The organism is Phormidium sp. FACHB-592 (genome assembly GCF_014695795.1).
In the GTDB taxonomy this organism is placed as follows: Bacteria; Cyanobacteriota; Cyanobacteriia; order Leptolyngbyales; family Leptolyngbyaceae; genus Stenomitos.
The window spans coordinates 20,676-43,017 of sequence record NZ_JACJOZ010000049.1; the positions used below are offsets into that span (position 1 = coordinate 20,676).

Here is a 22,342-nt window from a genome sequence, read left to right on the forward strand (position 1 = left end):
GATGCTTGTGACGTTTTTATACCAATTGTTTAAAAATATAAGTTTGTACGTAGTCCGAGAGTGGAAAAGTTGGGAACAGTACGATTGCAGACTTACACTACATTTTGCAAATTGCGACCAACAAACTTAGGTGCCTTTGTTACAGTACTGAAAGGCTCATGTAGTTTGAAAAAACAAGCGTTTGACTGCCCTGCTGGCACGTGGTTCTATTGCTTTCGTTTGTGTAATAGTTGACCGCTGCTGAAAGACCGTCAGTCATTTCGACGTTAGTGACTGTGTTGCGATGACTGGGAATCAAAAGGTAGTATTTTTTACCGGATGACGAAAATAACCAGTGAATTCTTAAGCAAAGACTTTTTGACCAGTTTTCCATCATTACAAGAAGTTGCACAGTCACCTATGCCCTCAATGGAAAATGCTTACGCTCTCGTTGTCGGCATTGCCAACTATCAGAAAATCAGACCGCTCCCTGAGACTGTTCTGAAAGATGCCCAAGATATTCAGACCTTACTCATCCATCCCCACTACTGCGGCTACGCCCCAGAGAACGTGCAACTGCTTTTGGACGGGCAAGCAACGCAAGCTGCTTTGCATCAAGCCTTAGATAGGCTGGCTCAGGGCACGAAGGCCGACTCGACTGTTTTTATCTATATCTCCAGCCATGGGGGACGAGTCGATTTTGGTCCGCATCAAGGCGAATACCTGTTACCGGTTGATGCAGACTCCACCTCGGGAGCCTCCCTAACAGCCACCGCTATTCCCAGCACTCAATTTACCGAAGCTTTGCGTGCCATTCCTGCCCGCAAGCTCGTTGTCGTCTTTGATTGCTGTCATTCTGGCGGTATTGGTCAGCCGAAAGATGATGCTGCTCCTGTGCTGAAAGCAGGGTTCTCAGACAATGCCTATGAAGCACTGAAGCAAGGAAAAGGACGAGCGATTTTAGCCTCGTCGCGTAGTGAAGAGTTTTCCTACGTGGCTCAAGGCGCGACTAATAGTGTGTTTACGCAGCACTTTCTGGCGGGGCTCAAGGGTGGTATAGCCAGTGACGATGGGTTGATTCGCCTTTTCAACGTATTTGAGTATTTGCAGCCCCGCGTCACTGGAGCGTTCCCCGACCAACATCCCATCTTTAAGGCGGAGCTCGAGGAGAACTTTCCCGTGGCGCTCTACTTAGGTGGGCAGAAAGGCGCAGTGCCGCAAGTAGAGGAGGGCTTTCGCTACGACGCTTATATCAGCTATGTGGATCAGGCACCCGATACGGGGTGGGTGTGGGATATCTTGGTGCCCAAATTGGAGGATGCGGGGTTAAAGATTGCCGTTTCAGGCGACTCAGAGAAGCCAGGGGTTGCTCGCGTGGTCAATATTGAACGGGGCATCCAGCAGTCGAAGCGCACCGTTGTGATGCTGTCAGAAACTTACCTGGCTGACCACATGGCAGCATTTGAAAATACCTTGGGTCAGACAATGGGCATTCAGGAAGGCACCTATCGCTTGCTGCCGATCAAGTCCACGCCCTTGGATACGAGTCGTCTGCCCACACGGTTGAGCATGTTGACGACGTTGGATCTTACTCATCCTCGACGAGCAGAGCGAGAGTTTAGTCGGCTGATTGAGGCACTGCGGCAACCCTTGCCGCGGATGTAGAGCAAAGAGGCATGCCAGAAGCACCCAACTATGACGTGTTTGTATCGTATGCTGAGGCTGATCGCGCCTGGGTGGAAGGCTATTTGCTGGCAGCGCTGGAACAGGCTGGGGTGCGCTGCATGTATGAGTCAGCCTTTGTGCTGGGGGTGCCGCGCTTGTTGGAGTTTGAACGATCAATTCAGCAGAGCAAGCGCACGCTGCTGGTCATTTCACCGCACTATTTAGCCGATGGCTTGAATGAGTTCATTACGACGCTGGGTCAATCCTATGGGCAGGATACAAATACCTGGCCTGTGGTTCCGTTGCTTCGGCAGTCTGTGCCACTGCCAACGCGCTTAGGCATGCTGGTTGGCTTAAAAGCAACCAACGAAAAGGAACAGGAGTCAGCGATCGGTCAACTCTGTGCTGACCTGAAGCGTCCTCTACCGACACCAGCGCCACCACCAGACTGTCCTTACCTTGGTATGAAGCCCTTTGGCTTGGGCGATCGCGATCGCTTCTTTGGGCGCGAGGAAGAAGTTAACCAATTGCTAGAACACCTGCGTCTGCACCCCTTCATTACGGTCATTGGTCCCTCTGGTAGTGGTAAATCTTCCCTGGTGTTTGCAAGTTTAACCCCTGCCCTGCGGGAGAGCCGCTTGTTTGGGTCGAGTGGCTGGTGCATACAGTCAATGCGTCCGGGAGAGTCTCCGCAGACAACGCTCAAGCAAATGTTAGCAAGCGGCGCACAACAGCAAGCGGCTCGTCTGCTGCTAATTGTTGATCAGTTTGAGGAACTATTCACACTAGCCAAGGAGGAAGCTATTCCCTTCCAGGAAAGCTTGCTGAAGCTTGTAAAAACGCCTAACGTCTATTTAGTGCTGACTGTGCGGGCTGATTTTTATGCAGACCTGATGACTTCGGTGCTCTGGCAGGAGATTCAAAACTATCGACTGGAAGTAGTGCCATTGACTGAAGCAGGGTTACGACAAGCGATTTTGAAACCCGCTGAGGCTGTAGGAGTTTTCGTTGAACCAGCCTTAGTTGAGCGTTTAGTCACAACATTGAATTTCTCATTAAAAATTACGAGGTATGGAGATAAGCGGATTCGAACCGCTGACTTCTTGCATGCCATGCAAGCGCTCTACCAACTGAGCTATACCCCCCGATGTGTTCCTTATGATGCCTTGAGAGTTAGCATTCGTCAAGCAAACGTTTAACTTCAAACCATCTTTTTCATTGTACGCCTGATCGCGCTAGAGTTTGTGTAAGTTCGCGATGTGCTTTTATGACTGATACTCCTCAAAATTTTTCCCAGCCTCACTCTCAATCTGATGTAGACGTAGAGAGTCTGCTACAGTCGCTACGGCGTAAGGAAGGCACGTGGGTCGAGTGGGGGCAGGCGTGTCAGACTTTGCAAAAAGCAGGCTACAGTCCTCAGGCAATTTTTGAAGCGACTGGGTTTGAGCCGGTTCAGCAGAACCAGATTATCGTTGGTGGTCAGGTGTTCACCAGTGCCGTCAGTGCTGGGATAACTGATGCTGTGAGGACTCATTTTGAGCGGAAAGGCAGCGATCTACTGTACGAATTCCGAATCTTGACGCAGCCAGAGCGGGCAGCAGCAGCAACCTTAGCAGCCGAAAAGGGGATTGATGTGGATGAGGCACGGGATGTTGCCAAAGCCATTAAAGATTTCTCGCGGCTGGGTACTGTGCCAGAAGGCTTTACGACTCATGTGGGTGACGCGATCGCCTATCAATGCTGGAAGCTAGCACGCCAAAAGGCAGATTTACAAGAACGCTCTCGCTTTATTGCTAGAGGGCTGCGATTTGTACATAGTGATGAGGCGCGTAAACAGATTGAGCGCCTGTTGACCGATTTCAGCGTTGTGCCAACTGCAACAGCACCATTGCTCCCAGTGTACCGTTTAGAAGCGGATGAAGATTTGCCGCGAGTCCTTCCGGTAGTTGGCAAGCTGCCACTTACAAAAGCCGATCTACAGGCGGTGCCTATGGTTGGTGCTATTCAACCGTTTGGCATCGTGAAATTTGAGGGGGCTGCGGCTTGGGTGCCTGTACCCGGTTGGCAGGTAATTTTGATGGCAACTGACCCAGTTGTACTGTTGTGCGACAGCCAAACGTTTCCGGTACCGCTGCCTGGTAAGCAAGGGGAGGTGCTAGTTATAGTGGATCGGGCACAGCGGGAGTGGCGGAACGACCGCTACTTCATTGTTGAAGAAGCAGACCAGATCCAGGTCAAATGGTCTGAACTGCCGCCCGATGAGCCTTTATTAGGCGAAGTCATTCTCATCATGCGACCGAAAAAAATTCTGGATGAGAATTATACAAAGGACTACTTTGGACGCAGACCAGGTTACGACGGTTGGCAAACGGATGAATAAGTAATTACGCGTCTCGAACTCGAATGACTCACTGTTTGCAGCGATAGAGTTGATACGGAATACCCAGTCGGTAGAAGCGATCGCGATCGATCACGCAGCCGATTGAACTTCCTGCTGAATACAGTATGGAAAGTGTGGGTGGAAACTCGTTTTGCTTGAGACCGGGTGCAACCATCCAGAAAGCAAAGGGAGACTGCAACGGTTGTTCGAGTCTTGCCAGATTTTCCCAGACGTAGGTGTAGCTGGGTTGCTGTAGACGATCGTCTACTTGTGTACCCGTTGTCTCTGCGGGACGGACTTTCGGTACAAAAGTGAAGTAGTGGCGTGAGTCTGTGCCAGGGCGATCGCCATTTTGCCCCTTGAGAGCAAGCGCAAAACTTAGACCCAGTGCTACTTCCTGCAAATCGCCGTATGCCATGCCCATTAAAAGCGGTGTCTCGGCTGTAGTCTGAACGTTTTTGGCAACCTGATCAGGCTGATACGGTTTCAAAAACACCAGATTTGAAACTACCAACGTGCTGCTGAGTACGCCCATCAGTAGCACTGCCCATGTTAGAGTATGGCGCGGTAAACGTGCTGCATGCCGTTCTGCGATCGTGTCAGATGGGTCGCTCTGTCCTGCTATATCGCTGTGGTGGTTACTCTTCACACTGCCTTTCTGCCTACCTCGACTGGGTTGAGCCAGACAGGCTCCCAGCAACGCACAGATGGCTGGAAAGTACAAGAAGTTATAACGTGGCACCGACGTAATATCTTTGCCGAGGATGTAAACGATCGCCAAAAATTCTAGCAATACACACAGGACGAATACAGCCAGCAATCGCGTTGCCAGATGTGTGTCAGGGGTACTCCAGAGTTGTGCGAAGCGTCCCGACACTTGCCACAGTAGCCAGACGCTAAACAGCACCATCAATACCACCATCAAGGTAGCTAGCCAACCGGGTTGCTTTTCCACCGGGAGCGCGATCGCCATCAAAATCCAGCCGATGGGCAACTGATAGAGCGGGGCGATCGTGTCCAGCCAATCTGGCTCAAAGGGCTTCATCCAGTTAGTTTCGGGACGACTAATGTGGCTGAGAAAGGTTGGCAACCAGGGTAGATACGTGAGACAGATGCCCGTCGCAGCAAGCGCCACAGCAAGGAACGCACGGCGTGGATGGAGGTAGAGCGTGCGACCTGTGGGATGTGGGGCATCCGGTGAGAGATGGAGCGTGGGAAGCGCTTTAAAGGTCAGAATATTAATGAGCAGGGTTGCAACCTGGGCAACAAACGCCAGTAAAAAGAAATAGTGGACGTAGAAGCCGATGCTGTTGACAACCATCCAGCCGACCCAAACACCGGGGCGAATCCGACGGTGATACAAGTCAGTCTGCATCTGATACAACCCCAAAAGCGCCAGGATGACTAGCAGCATGGGTAAGGTGTAGTGGCGGGCTTCTTGCGACAGGTACACCGCGAACGGAGAAATAGCCATGACCATTGCCCCTGTTAACCCTGCTGCGGGCGAAAAGGCAATGCGGTTGAGTTGATAAACAGCGGCGATCGACACCACTCCAATCAACGCCGGTAAAGCTCGCAGCTTCCAGACCCATGACAGTGGCAGCGTCTGCGTCCACCGTAGCCAGTCATGCATCCAGCAAAAAAATAGCGGTGGATGCACCGATTGGCTAGAGATCGTTTGAGCAATTTGAGCGCAGCTTGTCTCTGGATTCAGCGTAAACACTCGTTCTAATACTGATAGCGAAAACGCTTCGTTTAGAGGCACCTCATAATAGTTGCGTCCCAAACTAAACAGAGCCGTAATCACCTCATCTAACCAGACAGGTTTTAGATCCAGATTCCAGAAGCGCAGCATGGCTCCCAGAAAGATGATCCCTACCAAAAGCAGGTAATGTCGAGATTTCATGATGCTATTCAATCATGTCCAGAGCATCCACAATACGTGATTCAGTTGCGCGATCGTCACCCACTCAGCACCTTTCTCGTTGCAGTAGAGACGATCACTCCAGAGGGAAGGGCATTCAACCAACTACTGATGGCGACAGAATTAGTCTTCTATAAAGTTTTTGCGTAGTGAAGATGTGGGCATTCTTCATCGATTCGACTTCCGTTCTTTCAGGCACTACAATGTGTCTGAGGTTGAGGCGTTCTCTTCACTTAAAAAATTCTCACTCCAAGTTAGCATCAGCTTACTGATGACAAACCAATGCCAGCACGGTTGCAAATCAAAGCAGAAGACTGTTCACCCTTAGGGCAAGCCATTCTTCAATATCTGGAAGAGCAGGGGATCAGCATGAACCGTCTGGCGGAACTGTCTGGTATTCCGCAACCGCGTTTGCGAGGGGCTTGCTTTAAGGGCACCTGTCCCACGCCTGAAACCTTGAGAAAATTGGCTAGAGTGATGGGAAAACATCATTTAGAGCTGTATACCCTGGCGTACGAAGGCAGAATTGAGCCTCTCCCAGAGGATGCAGCGAATATCTCCCTGGATTTATTGATGCGGGAACTGTTCGAGACGGCTAGAGAATTAGACCTAACGGCACCGATCGTTCGCCCTTCTAAAGCCAAAATCCGCAAAGCACTCTTAGAACTAGGGTTTCGTGCAGAACCTACTGCTGCCACAAGCCAATTTGAGGCAGGCTAGCTACTTACATTAGCTAGGCGTAATTTTTATAAGATGCATTGAGCGAAGTCGAAATGCTCTTAGTCCTGTGTATCGGTGGGTTAAGCGCAGACACCCAGTCTCTCAGTAGTGCTTAGTTAAACCCTCATCGCCTACTTAGCCATTTAGTAGGGTTAAAGCAAATAAAAAAGAGCGTGTGCCATGTCAGATTAGGGATGGCCCACACTCTTTTTAGTGCTGATCAGACGATAATTTAGTGTTTATCGACGACGATAGGGCACTGCTTTCTCGATGTCGATATTGCTGGATGAGATTTGCTGCGGCGGGTTGCCTTTTGGATTGATACCCCGTGCCATGTCAAGGAACAGTGCTGGGCTTCCGGCTTTGGGCTTTTTGTCTTGAGGGACATAGCTGCGAACCGTTGTTTGCCAGATGATTTGTGGGAAACCAAGCTTAGCGCGATGGTAGGCATCATAGCGAGGAGACTTGATATTGAAGGGTCGTTCACCCTCAGTGCGACTGGGCAAGACACGACGACGCTGATAGGGAAGCGTATCGTACCCAAAGGCTGAAAGGTACTCTTCACTATTAAGAAGCTCGTCTACAAAGCCGACGATACCTTTGGTTGCTACCACGATCGACCAGGCAATCTTTTCCTTATCACCATAGACATCACGACCGAGAACCCGTTGCACAGTTTGCTCAACAAAGCGGTAATTGTTGTTGAGTTCATAGAAACTGCGTCGATAGGTATCGGAAAGCAGCAAACCGCGAACAAAATCGCGAACGGAAATATTACCGTTGCGAAGTTGCGATTCTAAAGCGCTCTCACGATCGACAGCAAACGCATGGAAAAAAAGCTGACGGTAAGCAGCTTCAATCAACGCATCTAAATCTGTAGAAGAAAGCAGGTTATCTGTAGAGAAGATCCTGGGCTGCTCTTCTCCAGGAACCTCGTAGCTTGCCACGCGCTGATTTTGGCTAACGGGGGAATATTCTAAAAGAGGAATTGTCACGCCTGTAAATCTCCCTTTTTCTTACGAAATCTTACAAAGACATCCTCAATCATATAGGGCGGTGGTCAGCATTATTCGCTTTAGTCTGATAAACATTACATAACTTAAACTGGCGTGGTGTAAGGCTTGAACGCTTTTCGCTCTACCGCGTGCTGCCAGTTGATCACCTAGTTGATCGTTTTAACAAAACGATGACTCAAGGACCTGCGATCGACCTCCGACTACTGCCTTGTCGGACATCATTCTGTGATTTTCTCACACTCGATCGCCAATTTCACCGCCTCCTTGCCAGAACGCTAGCGGGTCTTTGGTTGGCAGATAGCTTGGATAAAAGCGCAGACTGTCTTCCCTTCCAGCCTGATAGGGTGGAAGGGCGATTGCCAAACCCAGACAGAGATGAGCCAGCGATCGAGCAAATTGCGGATGATGTCCGGGAGTGCCTGCATGAGCATGGGCATATTCGTGAGCCACAACTAGCAGCCAGTCTTCCGGCATGACCCGCCCCACATCAATCAGAATTGAGATGGGCGTGGTCTGTAAATTACAGAGTGCATCCAGTCCAAAGGCTTGAGCCAGGGGTGCCGCAAAAATTTGAACCAATGGCTGCTCCCAGGAGTGAAAGCAAGCGTGGCAAGCCTCAAGGCAGACATTAAGCTGAGCATTGACCGCTTCGATATGTTCACTGATCCAGGTGCAGATGCGATCACGGTGCTCCATATCATGCACCCGATCGACCATCTCAGGCTTCAGCGCAAGACTACGAACGCCATACAAGTAATCCAGCCCACGAGTAAAGGGATCACGGCTGGTTGTCATGATCAGTGAAGCCATCAACCCTTACCAACCGAAAAAGGAAACGTATTTAGCAGGTTGCACGGCAGTCTTAAGGGTGTCAGTCGGTAAATTAGATGAGTTAGCGTTTTCTCGGCCAGCAGCACCCTCTGACGCATCTTGAAGGCGGGATTCAGTACAGAAGGTTGCTGTAGCAAAACCACCAAAGCGTTTCACTGTGCTGGTTCTCATCCTGAGATTGGGGCTGGGAAACCAGAAGCGCTCGATCGAACTCATCGTTTCATACTCGGTCGTCAGCACTAACGCATCTTCATCATCCATGTGGTACTGCCCCGCCACGGGGACAATTTCGGCGTAGCCCCGTTCGCGCAGCAGTGTGCCCTGTTGGGGTTGTTCGGCATCTGGAATCAGGGCAAAAATGGTAGTCCCTTCATGGTTTTCATCATCTTTATCCCAACCCATCGCGCCATGCCAGGAGACAAAGGCACCGCCGATCGCCCGCTTAGGGTCAACCTCATGAAGTTGGCAGATCTCAACAATTTTAGGATGATCAGCGGCAAGCGCCTCAACTTGAATCTCAGAGCCACCTGCCTCAGCACGTTTAAAGGCAAGGTGATGGGTGGTGCGCTGCGATTGCCAGCGTCCTGTACTCAGTTGAAAAAACTCCATGACATCCATAGGTAGCAATTTAACTCCAGGCACAATAGTTCAATCGTTACGCCGACGATCGCTGCACAAACACGTCGCGCATTGGGTAACGCTGTCTTCTCCATCATAAAACCGCAATGCAACCTCAGACCCATCCAGCGTGAGCAAACTTGAGTACCTTTTGGGGAAAGAGCTTTTTAACAGCGCTGCATCAGAGTGTTTGCGGTTATTTAATGCTTTCTAATAGTAGGGATAGGTCATCACTTGCATTTGAGCCACCAGATAGAGCGGTTGCTGCTTTCTGCCACGTACCAGTGACACACTCAGAAGACACCAGATTCTGCGTCCATCCTTGTGCAGGTAGCGCTTTTTTAGATGGTGGTAAGAAATTTCGCCAGCCAGGAGTCTCTGGACAGATGCCATTGTTGCGTCGAGATCGTCAGGATCGGTGATTTCCTGAAAGGTTAATGTCAGTAGTTCTGCCTCAGAATAGCCAAGCATTTTACAAAATGACGCATTCACCTGTAAAAAGCGTCCGTCTGGAGCGGCAAGGCTCATTGCAACAGCCGTTGTATCAAACGCACTTCGAAAACGCTGTTCGCTCTCAAAGAGTGCGGCTTCTGCCTGTTTGCGTTCGGTAATGTCTCGATAGATGCTTAGAAGGCACGTCTGTCCTTCTAACTCAATGATGTCGGAAGATACCAATACCGTTCTTAATTGCCCCTGCTTGTTGCGGTAGTCAATCTCGACATCACGAACACGATGGTGAGTACGCAGCAGTTGCTCAAAGCGATCGACCTGTGCTGGGTTGGCTGGCAAGTTTAAGCTGACCGCGCTTTGTCCGATCACTTCCTCACGGGTATAGCCAGTAAACTCTAAAAAACGGTCATTCACATCAATGTAGCGACGTGCGGATAGCAAGGCAATGGTGATGGCATCGGGACTAGCACGAAAGACTTTCGTAAACTTTGCTTCCGACTCTTGCAGTGCAATCTTCACCTGGTCAAGCGATTTTTGCAGATGCACCGCCATTTGGTTAAACGAGTGTACCAATACCTCTAATTCGGCAACCCTACTGTCATCCTCTACGGGGTAGTGCCATTCTCCCAGTGCCAGTTCGCGGCTGGCTCGACTCAGCCGCAAAATGGGTCGAGCAATCCAGGAAGAGGTTAACCAGCCCAGGAGGGTTGCAGTGATTAAGGTGCCGATGCAAAGCCAAAGTGTAAGGCGATTATTAGCGCTGATTGCCTCTGCAAAGTCGGCTTCCGACAGAACTACAACTGCTAGCCAGTTAAGGTTTTGGTCACGTCCTATCGGTTCGACATATACAAAATAACGCTGGCGATCGACGTCAAGGCGAAACTGCTGGCGGCTCTGAATGCGATCAAACGACTTGAAGCGCTCAACAACCGATGAAGCCGCCTGCTGGGTCAAAAAGTCATGGCTGCTAACAGCATTGAGCCGCCGATACGCAACGACTGAAGGTGGCGCTACTGTGGCTGGCAATACGTCAACTGGCGTTAACTCCGAGCGTTTTTTCTCACGCAAGAAGCGACGGAAGGGTTGGTTGTCATCCGAGTTTGCCACCATCAAGCCATTTGACTCAATGATAAACACTCGATCGGTTTCAGCAATTTTTAGGTGCTGGAGCACACGACTCAAGTCTGATAGCGAAGCCGACGCTGCCAAAACGCCCTGAAAGCGGTTAGCGCGATCATAAAGCGGCTGTAAATGCATAGCTGTCAGACTTGGTTCCTCTGCTGCTGTCAGCCGAACTGACAAGCGCCAAAGTGGTTTTTTCGCCGACTTTGCTGCCAGAAACCAGGACTCTGTAGCCTGACGTTCAAGATCGTCAAAGCTGCCAAGTTCCGGTAATAGGAATGTTTCAGCACTTTCGATTGAGGGGCGGTTCAGCTCGTCATGACTGGCTGTCTTTGAGGCGGGAAGCGCGATTAAGTCACCACTCCGCTTCACCACTGCCAGAAAATTGTTGCGCGCATCCACCAGTGCCACTGAATTTACATCAGCAAAGATTTTAAGCTGATGCTTGAAGTAGCGTTCAAGGATGGGGCGATCGTTCACATCCAAAAGCTCAAACTGCATGATTGCTGCATTGTTACGAGTCACTTCAGCAGGCGTTTGCAGGTGCTGCGATAGACGTTGCTCAACGCGATCGCCAACCCCTGAGGCTAACTGCCCAGCAAGATTACTAATCACCTGCTGCCCATTGCAGTAAGAAAGATAGCCAGTCAGCCCCACTGCTGCTATAACCTGCAACACAAATGGCACCACCAGCACAGCTAGCAAGGGCGCTTTCCCATCAAAACGAGGCAGAGGAAAAAACGGTGGATAGCGCAACGTTGTCCCAGAAAGACGACACAAACTTATAACACAGACCGCGCAGCTACTAGCATGGCATTAACGCACGCACTCAAAGCAAACGCTCATGCTGTCAGGCGATTGATCCTTGCGCTCACAAGTAAACCAAGCTTATGCACAAACAGTATTGTAGCTGAGCGAGTTTCGGGGCTTGCAGTATTGTTGGTCAATCTGAAGGTTAGCGTTATGCCTTAGATCACTCAACGAAGACAAAAGTAATTAAGTTGATAGGCAGCCAAACATAATTGCTAGCTTTTCCTTTATCTGAGAGCGAGCGCTTATGACGCAGACTATGGAGCGACGATGGGCTTTGAGGATGGAGTCTGCTGTTTAGCTTATAGCGGTTGAAGAGAGCTAGGACAGATTGGGGTTCCTAGTTCTGCTTCTAGTAAGGGTTTTACTTAATCCTTTAGCCTTTTGCTATACGAGCGAATCAGTTGCCGTTGTCCAATGTTTGTTAGTCTGAGCAGGAGCAGTGAAGCAAAACGCATGAAACGCTATTGGAAGGTCTTGCAGTTGTTTTGGGCAACGGCGATCGCCGCTGAGTTGGAGTATCGGCTGAACTTTTTGTTGGCAGCACTTAGTAGTTTAGGTGGTCTGGCAGGAAGCCTCTTTGGGCTGTTTTTGTTTTACCGCACAGGTTATTCCTTTCAGAACTGGAGTTGGGAGCAAGCACTGGTGGTGCTGGGCATCTTTACCATCCTCCAAGGGTTTTCTAGTACCTTTCTGGCACCCAATTTAAACCGCATTGTGCGCCATATTCAGCAGGGTACGCTCGATTTTGTGCTGCTGAAACCAATTAGCTCACAGTTCTGGCTTTCAACGCATACACTCTCGCCGTGGGGCGTGCCGGATCTGGTGTTTGGGCTGGCTGTTGTCGGTTATGCGGGGTCAAAATTGAGACTACAAGCGAGTGATTATTTGCTCAGCCTGGTGCCGATCGCCTTTGGTTTTCTGACTCTCTACAGCCTCTGGTTTATTCTGGGCGCAATGAGCATCTGGTTCGTCAAAATCTACAATGTGACGGAAGTCTTACGAGGTTTGCTAGAAGCGGGGCGCTACCCGATGGTGGCATATCCCACCGCCTACCGTTTTTTCTTTACGTTTGTTGTTCCCGTTGCTTTTCTGACCACCGTTCCAGCAGAAGTCATCCTTGGTCGTGGCGAAATCGGCTGGACTCTGGCAGCAGGACTACTAGCGATCGCACTACTCTTTGCTTCTGCTGCCTTCTGGCGGTTTGCACTCCGCTTCTATACCAGTGCGTCGAGTTGAGATTCCTCCTGCCCCCTCTGCTCCCCCTGCTTTCTACTCACCTCTCTCTCCTCACTTGCTCCAAGTCGTGCGGCGTGTTGCAGTTAAATAGCATTTGAGCATCATGAAGTGGCAGTTCTTGGACAAATTCCTGGGCAAGCCAGGACTGAAAGGAACGATCGCCGCGCTCGATTGCCGCTCGTAAACTTGCTAAACAGCTCGTCCGGTAGAAGCCACAGAGAGGCTCCCAGCCTTTTGTTGAACGAGGAAGAAGGGCGACTGAGTCTCCTACGTGTTCTAAAGCGTTAGCCCACTGTTGCAGCCGTTCACCCGACAAGTAGGGTAAATCGCACGCTAGCAGCAGCACCCATTCTGTCTTCGCTTCTAGTTGTAGCGTCTCTAGCGCTTGAGCAAAGCCGATCAACGGTCCATGCGGCGTGTTTTCGCCTGGTAGCGCATACTCCTGGATCAGATGGCAGGCCGATGGCACGATCGCTCGATACCGTTCTGGGCGAAAGGTAATGACATAGACGATCGACGTGCATTGCATTGCAATATTACACACTCGCTGGAGTAAGGGCACGCCCTGGATCGCAACCAGCGCTTTATCCTGCCCCATGCGCTTACTCTGCCCGCCAGCAAGGACGATCGCAGCAAGTAGTGATATTGTCATCCTTCCTTAAAATCGCTCTACTCGCAGTTCAGTGCTGCATCCTCTTGTTTAAAGGGCAAGCCCTGGTTGATAGCGTCCATTTCGCGCTGTTCCATGTCATTCACCTGACCAATGTAAGAACGAAACAGTTGCATCAAGCGGGGATTGTAAAAGCGATGCAGCGAGTGATTAGAAGTTGCTGGAAAGCCGCGTCGTTTTTTATGCCGTCCACCCGCACCCGGATCAAAAGTTTTAATACCGTTTGCAATCGCCCACTCGATCGGTGTGTAATAGCAAGCATCAAAGTGGAGACAGTCAATATCCTGGAATGATCCCCAGTAACGACCGTAGAGCTTAGTGCCCTTCGTAAGGCAGAAGGACATCCCGATCGGCTGTGGGCTTTTATCTTCATAAGCGGCAACAAACACCACGCGATCGCGGTAGTTAGGATAGAGTTGCTCAAAAAAAGTAGGGGTCAGGTATTTACTACCCCACCAGCCAAACTTGTCGCAGGTATCGCTGTAAAAGCTGTACATCAACGGGAAGAGAGCAGGTGGAATGTCATCCCCCGTCAGTGTGCGAATCGTCAGCCCGGCTTTTTCGACAGCTTTACGTTCTCGCTTAATGTTGCGGCGTTGGTTCGCATTAAACGCGCCCAAGTAATCGTCAAAGGTTTGGTAGTCCTGATTTTGCCAGATAAAGCTGTGGTGCAGCCAGCTAAGAAAGCCGTGCCGTTCCATCGTCGATCGCCATTCTGGGTCAGCATACAGAAAATTGCAGCCCGAAATGTTGTTGCGAACGCAAAACTGGTCGATCGCGTTGACCATAAGCCCCGTCAGTTCGTCTTCATCCTCTCCCGGTGCAATCAAAAAGCGATAGCCTTCCGCAGGCGTAAAGGGAGACATCCCCAGCAGCTTGGGATAATACTCAATGCCCAAACGACTTGCTACATCTGCCCACTGGTGATCAAACACAAATTCACCATAGCTGTGTCCTTTCACATACAACGGTGCAACGGCAATCAAGTTGCGGTCTCGCCAGATGGTTAAGTGATTGGGCAACCAGCCTGCCTCAGCCGTGGTGCTACCAGATGTTTCCATATTATGCAGCCACTCCCACTCAAAGAAGGGCGTTTGCAGGGGCAGCGCGAGAGCATCCCACGCTGCTTGAGGCACATCGTCAAGGCTGTTGATCCAGGCGATCGAGTAGCGAGGCTTCAGTGATTCCACCATACAAGGGCTTGAAGGACTTCATATAGCGTAATACATTGGCAGAGGAGAGTGGGAAGGCAGAAGGCGGAGGGCAGAAGACAAAAGGTAAAAGCTGACGGCTGAGAGCTAAATCAGCTTAAACTTTCTTCACGCGATAGTGTAGAAACACTTCATCGTCAATTGTTTTTACCTCTAGAAGCTGTAGACGGGGTGCTAACGCTGCCATTATCCCTTTACCGTCTACAGGTGTAGGCGCAGCGACTCCACCCAAGAGCAAAGGGCAGACTGTCAGCCACAGTTCATCGAGCAGGTTTGCCTCTAGCAAGGACGCGACTAAGGCTCCACCACCCAACACTGCAAGGGTTTTCAGTCCTGATCCCCACAATTGTCCAAAGGCTGCCTGCCAATCAATGGTTTCGATCGGGGTTTCTGTTACTAGAAGGCGCTCAAAGGCTTCGCTTTCTTGCCATGACCGTGCCCCTGCTGGGGTGGTGAGCAACCAACGAGGCACAGGTTGACGAAAAAACGGCAGTTGAGGATCAAGCGCTGCCGATCGCGAACAAACAATCTGTACAGGCTGTAGCGGCTTGCCCTGCTGCTGGCGTTGCTCTAACAGCTCAGGTCGCACTACTCGCAGTGTTGTGCCATATGCTCTTAAGGTGCCTGCCCCTAGCAAAACACCATCGACTAACGCCACCTGCCGTTCTAAATGAGCCTTATCTTGAGCGGAGCCAAAGCGTGCAGCGGTACGGCTAGCATCAGCAATTTTGCCATCCGCACTCATCGCTAGAATCACAGTGGTTGTAGGGCGGGTTTCTTGCTCACGGTTACCCGCAACTTTGATGTTTAAATCTGCTTCCAACTGGAATAATCGGCGCAACCGTTGTAATAATTGTGGTTAGTCCTTCCTTAAGAGCAGTTTAGCTGTAGCATTGGCGATCGTCGCGCATACGGATGGGGTATGTAAGGGCAATATCTTTTGGAGTTGATCGTGGTGGCTGTTGGGTATTGCACTTCCGTCTAAACGTCCTATGGCTAAACCAGGTCAGTCTTCTTTTCGTCGTCTCCTCCTGTCGCGCATTCTGCTGTTGAGTATCCCCGTTTTGCTGACCGGCGAACTGGTTACTTACAATAAAGTTCGTAGCGGTTTGTTAGCGACCGCTCGCCAAAATTTGACTGAGAGCGCAGTTCGCAAAGGGGAAAACATTCGCGATTTGGTCGAAGTGATGCGATCGAATCTTGTTACTGCCAGCGAAGCGTTTTCGACCCAAATCGATCGACCGCAAGAAGCACAAGAATTTGTCGCACGGATGAATCGCTGGCTACCAAAAGGGGTTCAATGTGTGCAGCTTATCAATGTTCAAACGGGTCAAATTGACGGTAGCACCTGCGGCAATCGTGCCATCAGCCAGGTACTTGATAACCTCTGGTCAACGCAAAGTCAGGTTCTGCCCCCCCTGTCTAGTGTTCGCATTGCGCCGGTTAACCATACAAAGGTCGCTAAACAATCAACGCCGCTACGACAGCTTGACCTTGTGTTTAGCGCGCCCGTCTACGATTCCTTAGGACGGTTACGTTATGCGTTAAGCATCCAGTGGGCGGTACATCGTCAAGAAACTAGCCAGCCCGGCTCGCTGTCTGGCTACACGGTTGTGATTGACGAAGACGGCACAATTCTGGCTCACCCTAAGGACGATCGCATTGGTCGCAATATTCGGCAAGAAGCGGATGCTACACGGTTGCAAGATATTGTGAACAGTACGCTCGCGGGCAAAGAAGACCCCATCAACCCGCTCTTCTTTGAGGACAGCAGCGGCAAATGGTTAGCAGGCTCCAACCGCACTGAAATTTCCTTTAACGCCAGTGAAAATCGCACCTGGGTTGTGCTTGCTGTCGCCCCACTGAATAATGCTCTCTCTGGGCTAGAAGACCTTAAGCAAGTGCTTCTCGTCCTCACGATCGGACTGGTGGGCGCAAATTTGTTGGCAACGCTCTATATTGCTCGTGAACTGGCACGACCGATGGAGAAACTCGTCAATTATGCATTCCATATCTACCAGCGACGACCGTCCGATCAGGCACCGAAAAACTTCAAGGTTAAAGAAATCAATCAGCTTGCCGAAGCGCTTGACAACATGGTTGAGCGTCTGGAAGAGCGGGCAGAAGAACTGGAAGCTGCCTGGCAAGAAGCCCAAGCGGCAAACCAGATGAAGAGCGAATTTTTGGCAACCACATCTCATGAGCTAAGAACGCCGCTAAATGCTATTTTTGGCTGCATTGGTCTGGTAAAAGACGACTGTTGTGACAGTCGCGAAGAAGAAATGGAGCTTTTGCAGCAAGCCGATCAGTCAGCCAGGCATCTGCTCAAGATCATTGATGATCTGCTCAACATTGCCAAAATTGAAGCAGGGCAGCTTGAACTTAGTCTGCAACCCGTTGTGATTCAGGATCTATGTCGGGAATGCCTCAAAATGGTGCAGCCAGCGGCAGAGAAGAAACGTCTGTCGCTGATCATTGATGTCGATAAGCACCTCAGTCATGTCGTACTCGATCAGCTACGGGTACGTCAGATGGTGATCAATCTCCTGTCAAATGCAGTAAAGTTTACGCCAGAGGGTGGGCAGGTCAAGTTGAGCAGCCGCATTGGCTATGGGCATCAGCTAGAGCAAGATGCTCGACCTGATCACAGCCCGGTAAACGCCAGTACGCCTTACCTCTGTCTGGAGGTTACCGATTCAGGGATTGGCATTCCCCCTGAACGCTGGCATCTTTTATTCCGCCCCTTTCAGCAGGTTGATTCGTCATTAACGCGCCGACACGAAGGTACGGGTTTGGGCTTAGCGCTAACGAAACGGTTTGCCGAACTGCACGGCGGCACTGTTTCGTTTCAATCCACGATCGGTAAAGGCAGTACGTTTCGGATCTGGCTACCATCACGAGAACCTACTCCCGTAGAGACCAGCAGTGGGGGCGATCGCTCGGGCCCTGGCACCCACAGTCGAGAGACAACACGGGATGCGGCAAATTCAGTGTTACATCCTGATGTTCCCGATCACTCTGTTTCTTCGATCAGTTAAGTAAGCTGCGTTCGTTATGTTGTACTACCACAGGTTAGACTGCTAGTCACTGTTGCGAACTGCGATCGCTTACTACCGCAAACGCAGCTTGAGCAGCCGCTTGCTCTGCCGCTTTAATAGATCGACCACTTCCTTCTCCCAGGCACTCACCTCGTACCCAGACTTCAGCTTTAAAGCGCTGGGAGTTATCCTCAGCCTGTTCGCCTTGCACCACACGATACTCTGGCAGGAGTTTGTAATGTCCCTGGCTCCATTCTTGCAGTGCCGCTTTGTAATTTTGGCGAGCCGGATCGCTGAGAATCTCTGTAACTAACTGTCGGAAGTAATGATCCAGGCAGGGGCGTACCAAGTCTAGGGTGTGCGTGCTCAAATACAAAGCCGCTAGCACTGCCTCAAACGCATCTGCCAAGCGTGATTCTCGACCGAGCTTATCTTTCAAGGCGCTTTCGGACACAAGTAAATATGGCTCTAGCCCGTAGTAATCCGCTAGCTGTGCCAAAATGCGATCGCTCACCAGTATCGAGCGAATGGCTGCAAACTCTCCGACTGGCAGTTGAGGATAAGTTTCCAGCAAAAAAACAGCCGTTGCCAGACGCACCACGGCATCACCAACGAACTCAAGCTGCTCATAATTTGCGGTCGCTGAAATCGAGGGATGTGTCAGCGCCAGATCGAGCAAAGTCCACTGAAGTGACGATTGCCCAGGCAGACCTAGCTTTCGCACCAGAGTTTGTAATTGCTTCTGGCGATGGGGATACTGGAGTGTCATGCCTGCCAGTTTATCAGGTCTCTTTAGTAATCAGTGATCAAGCCTCTCCTGTCACCTACAGTTGATCCTCGACTGATCGCTGACCGACCCGTTAAAGAAAGGTAGATGAACTTTTAATGCCAGAAGGCGAATGATAAAGGGCTTTAAAGACTTTGGTGCAGTTCGTGGAAAACCCGTGTTGGTTTGCAACAACAGTACGGGATGATCGCGGATTAAAGTTCATCAAGAGGGAATTGAAGTTAACTGACGCATAGGCTGGTGGCAGATCTGTTGCGTTGATCGCGTCGGTTGTGGGGCGTTGCGAGCGTACTGCCGCGATCGTCATCGGCAGAACACCAATCAGTAGTGCCAGCACCTCATCTGGCAGTCCGTTCAGCGCTTGGGTACCAAAGAATTCTTCAAAGCTAGCAAACAGTTTCTCAGCTCTTTCGATCGCATCCGGCTGATCTGTAATCTTTTGTAACCAGCGCATCCATTGAATTCTGCGGCTGTAGGCAGTTTGACGCTGCTGATGCGTCACGACTGAAACAATTTCGGGAGCACCGATCGCAATCACACTCACGCAAGCTTGCTCGACCAACGTTCCTACCGCTGCACCAGGACCAGCGAATTCGGCATGATGAGCCTTGCAGATAATTAAGCCGCTCCGCTTGTGCTCACTTACTGCTAACAGTTGATGCACATTCAATGCAGTGTCTAGTTTATCTGTCATTAGAACCTGGGAGGTCTGGTTAATCACACCTTTACCCTGCGAACGCGCTACGTGAACCCTATCATGTCGTTACCCAGTGTGCCCATCTAAGTAGCGCATTGACCAACAACATTCGGCAACACTACTTGCCGATGCCCTCATCCTAGTGCAGGTTCAAAATGTCGTACAGCGTACCGACGTTGCTTTGCTGAATCTATACATTCATCCGCTAAATCGGTAAAGTTTAATGAAACTAGCTGACTAGACCTTTCACAGAAAAAAGGGTTGGGAAGAAGGAGAGCAAGACATAAGCCGGGTTCTGTTCTCCCAAATGCATAGCACCCAGGAGGGCAGTTATCTATCTGGGATACCTGTTACCAGGTACCTCAAGCGGACGGGCAAAAATAGGATCGCTCCTACCTCTGCATGGAACTGGGAAAAGACCAACCAGTGTTCCGCAGCCTTGCTTCCAACCGGGGTTTACCGAGCCAGCACCTCTCGATGCTGCTGGTGCGCTCTTACCGCACCTTTGCACCCTTACCTTGAAAGTCTAAAGGCTAAGGTATGAAGGATAAAAACGTGATTTAGCTTTTATCCTGCTGCTCCGCAGAAGCAACCTACAGCCTTCAGCCCTTCAATCGGCGGTATGTTTCTGTGGCACTATCCTCACGATCGCTCGCACTGGGCGTTACCCAGCAAGTTTGGTCTTTCGGAAGCCCGGACTTTCCTCGGGCTGTCGTCAAGCGCACAAAGCTCTTGCAACAGCCCGCAACCGCCTGCGCTTACTCTCCTTTTGATCAGTCTAGTTGGTAGAGGGGACAATCGTCAGCCAGCGTTACGGGCGAAGCTCACGACAAGCGAACTATAGAGAAACACCAAAAAACGTCTGTGAGCGGCTAGTTTTAAGCGATCTTTTTCTAGTTTCTAATGCTTTTTAATCAATGTGGATGCTGTTGGGCTAGCTGACATTGGTGCCGCTAGTAAGCGTCTAGATCCGACCGTATCACTGGTTTGAATGTTGGCTAGAGGCGATTCAATGTGTGTCGATCACCCCCACACTAGCAAGCGAAAGGGCAATGAAATTAAAGACAAAAAGAGTTGCTTGAGTAAAGTATTCATTGCCAAGGAACTGCAATGGGAAGTTAAATAGTTAATGTCTACTTTTAGAGCCAACAGTAAATGTAACTAGAAAGTAACAGCCACAAAACTTCCCTCATTGTCCTTGTTAGCGTCTCAACTCAAATTAACAACTAGCGGGCTGCCTGAAAGCTAGCCTCTGCCTCTATGCTGCTTGGTTTACAGGGCAAAGCCGTTGCTTTGATGTTTGGCTAGGATGCAAAAGTAGGATATTTCTAAACGCAGGAGATTATTTTGTACGGAGCCGATCCAAAAGATAAGCATCCAATGAAGGGGTTTCCGCAAATCTGCTTCATTAAAAACACTGTGTCAAAGCCTAATATCATTATTGGCGATTACACCTATTACGACGATCCGGAAGACTCAGAAGACTTTGAACGTAACGTTCTTTACCACTTTCCCTTTATTGGCGATCAGCTTATTATTGGGAAGTTTTGCGCGTTGGCAAGAGGCGTAACGTTTATCATGAATGGTGCGAATCATAAGTTAGATGGATTCTCAACCTATCCGTTTCAGATTTTTGGTAATGGCTGGGAAAAAGCTACCCCTCAGCCTGAAGCACTACCATATAAGGGCAACACGATCATTGGCAATGATGTTTGGTTAGGGTATGAAACAGTGATTATGCCAGGGGTGCAAGTGAGAGACGGAGCGATCGTTGCAGCAAAATCAGTCGTGGTGAGTGATGTGCCACCTTATACAATTTTTGGAGGTAATCCAGCTAAATGTATCCGTCAGCGTTTTGATGATCAGGTGATCCGATCGCTACTTGAAATTGCTTGGTGGCATTGGGACATTGAGAAGATTACACGCAATTTGGAGACGATTGTAGCGGCAGATATCGAGGCTCTGAGACATTGTGAGTAGAACGGCTTCTTTCTAAAAGCGTCGATCGCTCATCATCCATCATGCAACTCGTTGACGATCGCGCCGTGGCGATCCTTGTTGATGTTTGTTGTTCTTGACAGATCCATCAACGCCTCTTTCTTGCATCACCACACAACCGTTAGACTTTTAAGATATCTGCTCGCAACTCAAAACTTAGCCCCTGTCGTGTCTCAAATCTTTGTCCAAATTGCCAGCTACCGCGACCCTGAACTTGTGGCAACGGTGCAAGATGCCATTCAGAAAGCCGCAGCGCCACAAAATCTGTCATTTGGCATTGTCTGGCAGGGCAAGGCGGGCAGCGATCCATTACCAATTGAGTCTTTACATTGCTGTCGACTGCTTTTGATCGATGCCGATCGCAGCCGTGGGGTATGCTGGGCGCGATCAAAAACCCAGTTGCTCTGGGAAGGAGAGCCTTACACGCTGCAAATCGACAGCCATATGCGGTTTGTGCCAGGTTGGGATGAGTTGCTCCTGCGAATGCTGGCAAATTGTCCCAGCCCAAAGCCTTTGTTGACAGCTTATCCGCCCGCCTATACGCCACCGGATATCCTTCATCCTGGTGCACCCACAACGCTAGCGGCCTCTCATTTTACAGAACAACGTCTTTTAAGCTTGGTCAGTGGCACCAGCTTGGAATACTTCACAACACCGCAACTAGGTCTGTTTATGGCAGCAGGTTTCTGGTTTGCACCCTCGCAATTGCTGTGGGAGCTTCCTTACGATCCACTGCTGTACTTTCAAGGTGAAGAAACTAACTTGACGGTAAGAGCCTGGACTCATGGGTGGGATATTTACCACCCCAACCAAATCGTCTGCTATCACGAATATATACGCCCTGACAAACCTCGACATTGGGACGATCACCAACACTGGTGGCAGCAAGACCAGCTTGCTCATCAGCGACTGCGACAGTTGTTGGGCATGGAAACTAATACTCTTGACTTCGGTCGCTATGGGCTAGGAACCCACCGTAGCCTCAGCGCCTATGAACAATTCAGCGGCGTAGACTTTAAGCACCAAAGGCTGACCGAGGCGGCAAGGAGTGGCGTGAGTACTAAGCTTCCGACAGCTTAAAGCCGATAGCAAACTTCAGGTGATCTTCAACGATCGAAGGCTGAAAGCGGCATCGAATCGTAACGCCGATCGCTACAATGAGAATTGTTGCCAAAGAATATAGGAGC

Annotated in this window: 18 protein-coding genes, 1 tRNA gene and 1 other RNA gene; 8 read left to right on the forward strand and 12 right to left on the reverse strand. The window is 50.2% G+C overall.

Annotated features, from left to right (window positions below):
• The first annotated feature begins 318 nt into the window (after positions 1-318).
• Entirely contained in the window at positions 319-1,644 is a 1,326-nt protein-coding gene (locus H6F86_RS13660; RefSeq protein ID WP_206756041.1) for a caspase family protein, read from the forward strand.
• 1,072 nt (positions 1,645-2,716) lie between these two features.
• Here H6F86_RS13660 and H6F86_RS13670 read toward each other — a convergent pair.
• Positions 2,717-2,789 (reverse strand) — tRNA-Ala (locus H6F86_RS13670).
• 122 nt (positions 2,790-2,911) lie between these two features.
• Between H6F86_RS13670 and H6F86_RS13675 the strand changes: the two genes are divergently transcribed.
• Complete coding sequence (locus tag H6F86_RS13675) at positions 2,912-4,024, forward strand: RuBisCO accumulation factor 1 (RefSeq protein ID WP_190449168.1); 1,113 nt, start codon at positions 2,912-2,914, stop codon at positions 4,022-4,024.
• A gap of 28 nt (positions 4,025-4,052) precedes the next feature.
• Here H6F86_RS13675 and H6F86_RS13680 read toward each other — a convergent pair whose 3' ends face one another.
• Positions 4,053-5,930 carry a glycosyltransferase family 39 protein gene (locus tag H6F86_RS13680; protein WP_190449169.1) on the reverse strand — a complete coding sequence of 626 codons (1,878 nt, stop codon included), beginning with the start codon at positions 5,928-5,930 and terminating at the stop codon, positions 4,053-4,055.
• Between H6F86_RS13680 and H6F86_RS13685 the strand changes: the two genes are divergently transcribed.
• Both H6F86_RS13685 and H6F86_RS13690 read left to right on the forward strand, forming a co-directional pair.
• Complete coding sequence (locus H6F86_RS13685; protein WP_190449170.1) at positions 5,916-6,098, forward strand: hypothetical protein; 183 nt, start codon at positions 5,916-5,918, stop codon at positions 6,096-6,098. The two genes, H6F86_RS13680 and H6F86_RS13685, sit on opposite strands and share 15 nt — an antisense overlap.
• A gap of 132 nt (positions 6,099-6,230) precedes the next feature.
• Positions 6,231-6,668 carry a helix-turn-helix transcriptional regulator gene (locus tag H6F86_RS13690; RefSeq protein WP_190449171.1) on the forward strand — a complete coding sequence of 146 codons (438 nt, stop codon included), beginning with the start codon at positions 6,231-6,233 and terminating at the stop codon, positions 6,666-6,668.
• A gap of 239 nt (positions 6,669-6,907) precedes the next feature.
• Here H6F86_RS13690 and H6F86_RS13695 read toward each other — a convergent pair whose 3' ends face one another.
• The 4 genes from H6F86_RS13695 to H6F86_RS13710 all read right to left on the reverse strand — a co-directional run bounded on the left by H6F86_RS13695 (position 6,908) and on the right by H6F86_RS13710 (position 11,485).
• Positions 6,908-7,663 (reverse strand): phycobilisome rod-core linker polypeptide, encoded by a 756-nt coding sequence (locus H6F86_RS13695; protein WP_190449172.1) that lies wholly within the window; start codon positions 7,661-7,663, stop codon positions 6,908-6,910.
• 255 nt (positions 7,664-7,918) lie between these two features.
• Complete coding sequence (locus H6F86_RS13700; protein WP_190449173.1) at positions 7,919-8,494, reverse strand: hypothetical protein; 576 nt, start codon at positions 8,492-8,494, stop codon at positions 7,919-7,921.
• A 6-nt stretch (positions 8,495-8,500) separates the two neighbouring features.
• Positions 8,501-9,133: a phycobiliprotein lyase gene (locus H6F86_RS13705; RefSeq protein WP_190449199.1), complete on the reverse strand. Its 633-nt coding sequence runs from the start codon at positions 9,131-9,133 to the stop codon at positions 8,501-8,503.
• 210 nt (positions 9,134-9,343) lie between these two features.
• On the reverse strand, positions 9,344-11,485 hold the full coding sequence (locus H6F86_RS13710; RefSeq protein WP_190449174.1) for a PAS domain S-box protein: 2,142 nt from the start codon (positions 11,483-11,485) through the stop codon (positions 9,344-9,346).
• Between the two features lie 486 nt (positions 11,486-11,971).
• Here H6F86_RS13710 and H6F86_RS13715 point away from each other — a divergent pair, with 486 nt between their 5' ends.
• A complete protein-coding gene (locus H6F86_RS13715) occupies positions 11,972-12,754 on the forward strand; it encodes an ABC transporter permease (protein ID WP_190449175.1) in 783 nt (260 codons plus the stop codon).
• Positions 12,755-12,791: 37 nt separating this feature from the next.
• Here H6F86_RS13715 and H6F86_RS13720 read toward each other — a convergent pair whose 3' ends face one another.
• The 3 genes from H6F86_RS13720 to H6F86_RS13730 form a co-directional block, all read right to left on the reverse strand.
• On the reverse strand, positions 12,792-13,406 hold the full coding sequence (locus H6F86_RS13720; protein WP_190449176.1) for a molybdenum cofactor guanylyltransferase: 615 nt from the start codon (positions 13,404-13,406) through the stop codon (positions 12,792-12,794).
• Between the two features lie 17 nt (positions 13,407-13,423).
• Positions 13,424-14,617 (reverse strand): GNAT family N-acetyltransferase, encoded by a 1,194-nt coding sequence (locus tag H6F86_RS13725; protein WP_190449177.1) that lies wholly within the window; start codon positions 14,615-14,617, stop codon positions 13,424-13,426.
• Positions 14,618-14,732: 115 nt separating this feature from the next.
• Positions 14,733-15,458 (reverse strand): RibD family protein, encoded by a 726-nt coding sequence (locus tag H6F86_RS13730; protein ID WP_277881666.1) that lies wholly within the window; start codon positions 15,456-15,458, stop codon positions 14,733-14,735.
• 169 nt (positions 15,459-15,627) lie between these two features.
• Between H6F86_RS13730 and H6F86_RS13735 the strand changes: the two genes are divergently transcribed.
• Positions 15,628-17,673: an ATP-binding protein gene (locus tag H6F86_RS13735; RefSeq protein WP_190449178.1), complete on the forward strand. Its 2,046-nt coding sequence runs from the start codon at positions 15,628-15,630 to the stop codon at positions 17,671-17,673.
• Between the two features lie 46 nt (positions 17,674-17,719).
• Here H6F86_RS13735 and rnc read toward each other — a convergent pair whose 3' ends face one another.
• The 3 genes from rnc to rnpB all read right to left on the reverse strand — a co-directional run bounded on the left by rnc (position 17,720) and on the right by rnpB (position 19,922).
• Positions 17,720-18,442, reverse strand: coding sequence for a ribonuclease III (rnc, locus tag H6F86_RS13740; RefSeq protein WP_190449179.1), 723 nt, complete (start codon positions 18,440-18,442; stop codon positions 17,720-17,722).
• A 91-nt stretch (positions 18,443-18,533) separates the two neighbouring features.
• Positions 18,534-19,154, reverse strand: a complete 621-nt coding sequence (locus H6F86_RS13745) for a hypothetical protein (protein WP_190449180.1) — start codon at positions 19,152-19,154, stop codon at positions 18,534-18,536.
• Between the two features lie 272 nt (positions 19,155-19,426).
• An RNA gene (gene rnpB / locus H6F86_RS13750) (RNase P RNA component class A) lies at positions 19,427-19,922 on the reverse strand.
• Positions 19,923-20,504: 582 nt separating this feature from the next.
• Here rnpB and H6F86_RS13755 point away from each other — a divergent pair.
• Together H6F86_RS13755 and H6F86_RS13760 are read left to right on the forward strand one after the other, a co-directional pair.
• Complete coding sequence (locus H6F86_RS13755) at positions 20,505-21,137, forward strand: Vat family streptogramin A O-acetyltransferase (protein ID WP_190449181.1); 633 nt, start codon at positions 20,505-20,507, stop codon at positions 21,135-21,137.
• 186 nt (positions 21,138-21,323) lie between these two features.
• Complete coding sequence (locus H6F86_RS13760; RefSeq protein ID WP_190449182.1) at positions 21,324-22,235, forward strand: GlcNAc-transferase family protein; 912 nt, start codon at positions 21,324-21,326, stop codon at positions 22,233-22,235.
• The last annotated feature ends 107 nt before the right edge of the window (positions 22,236-22,342 follow it).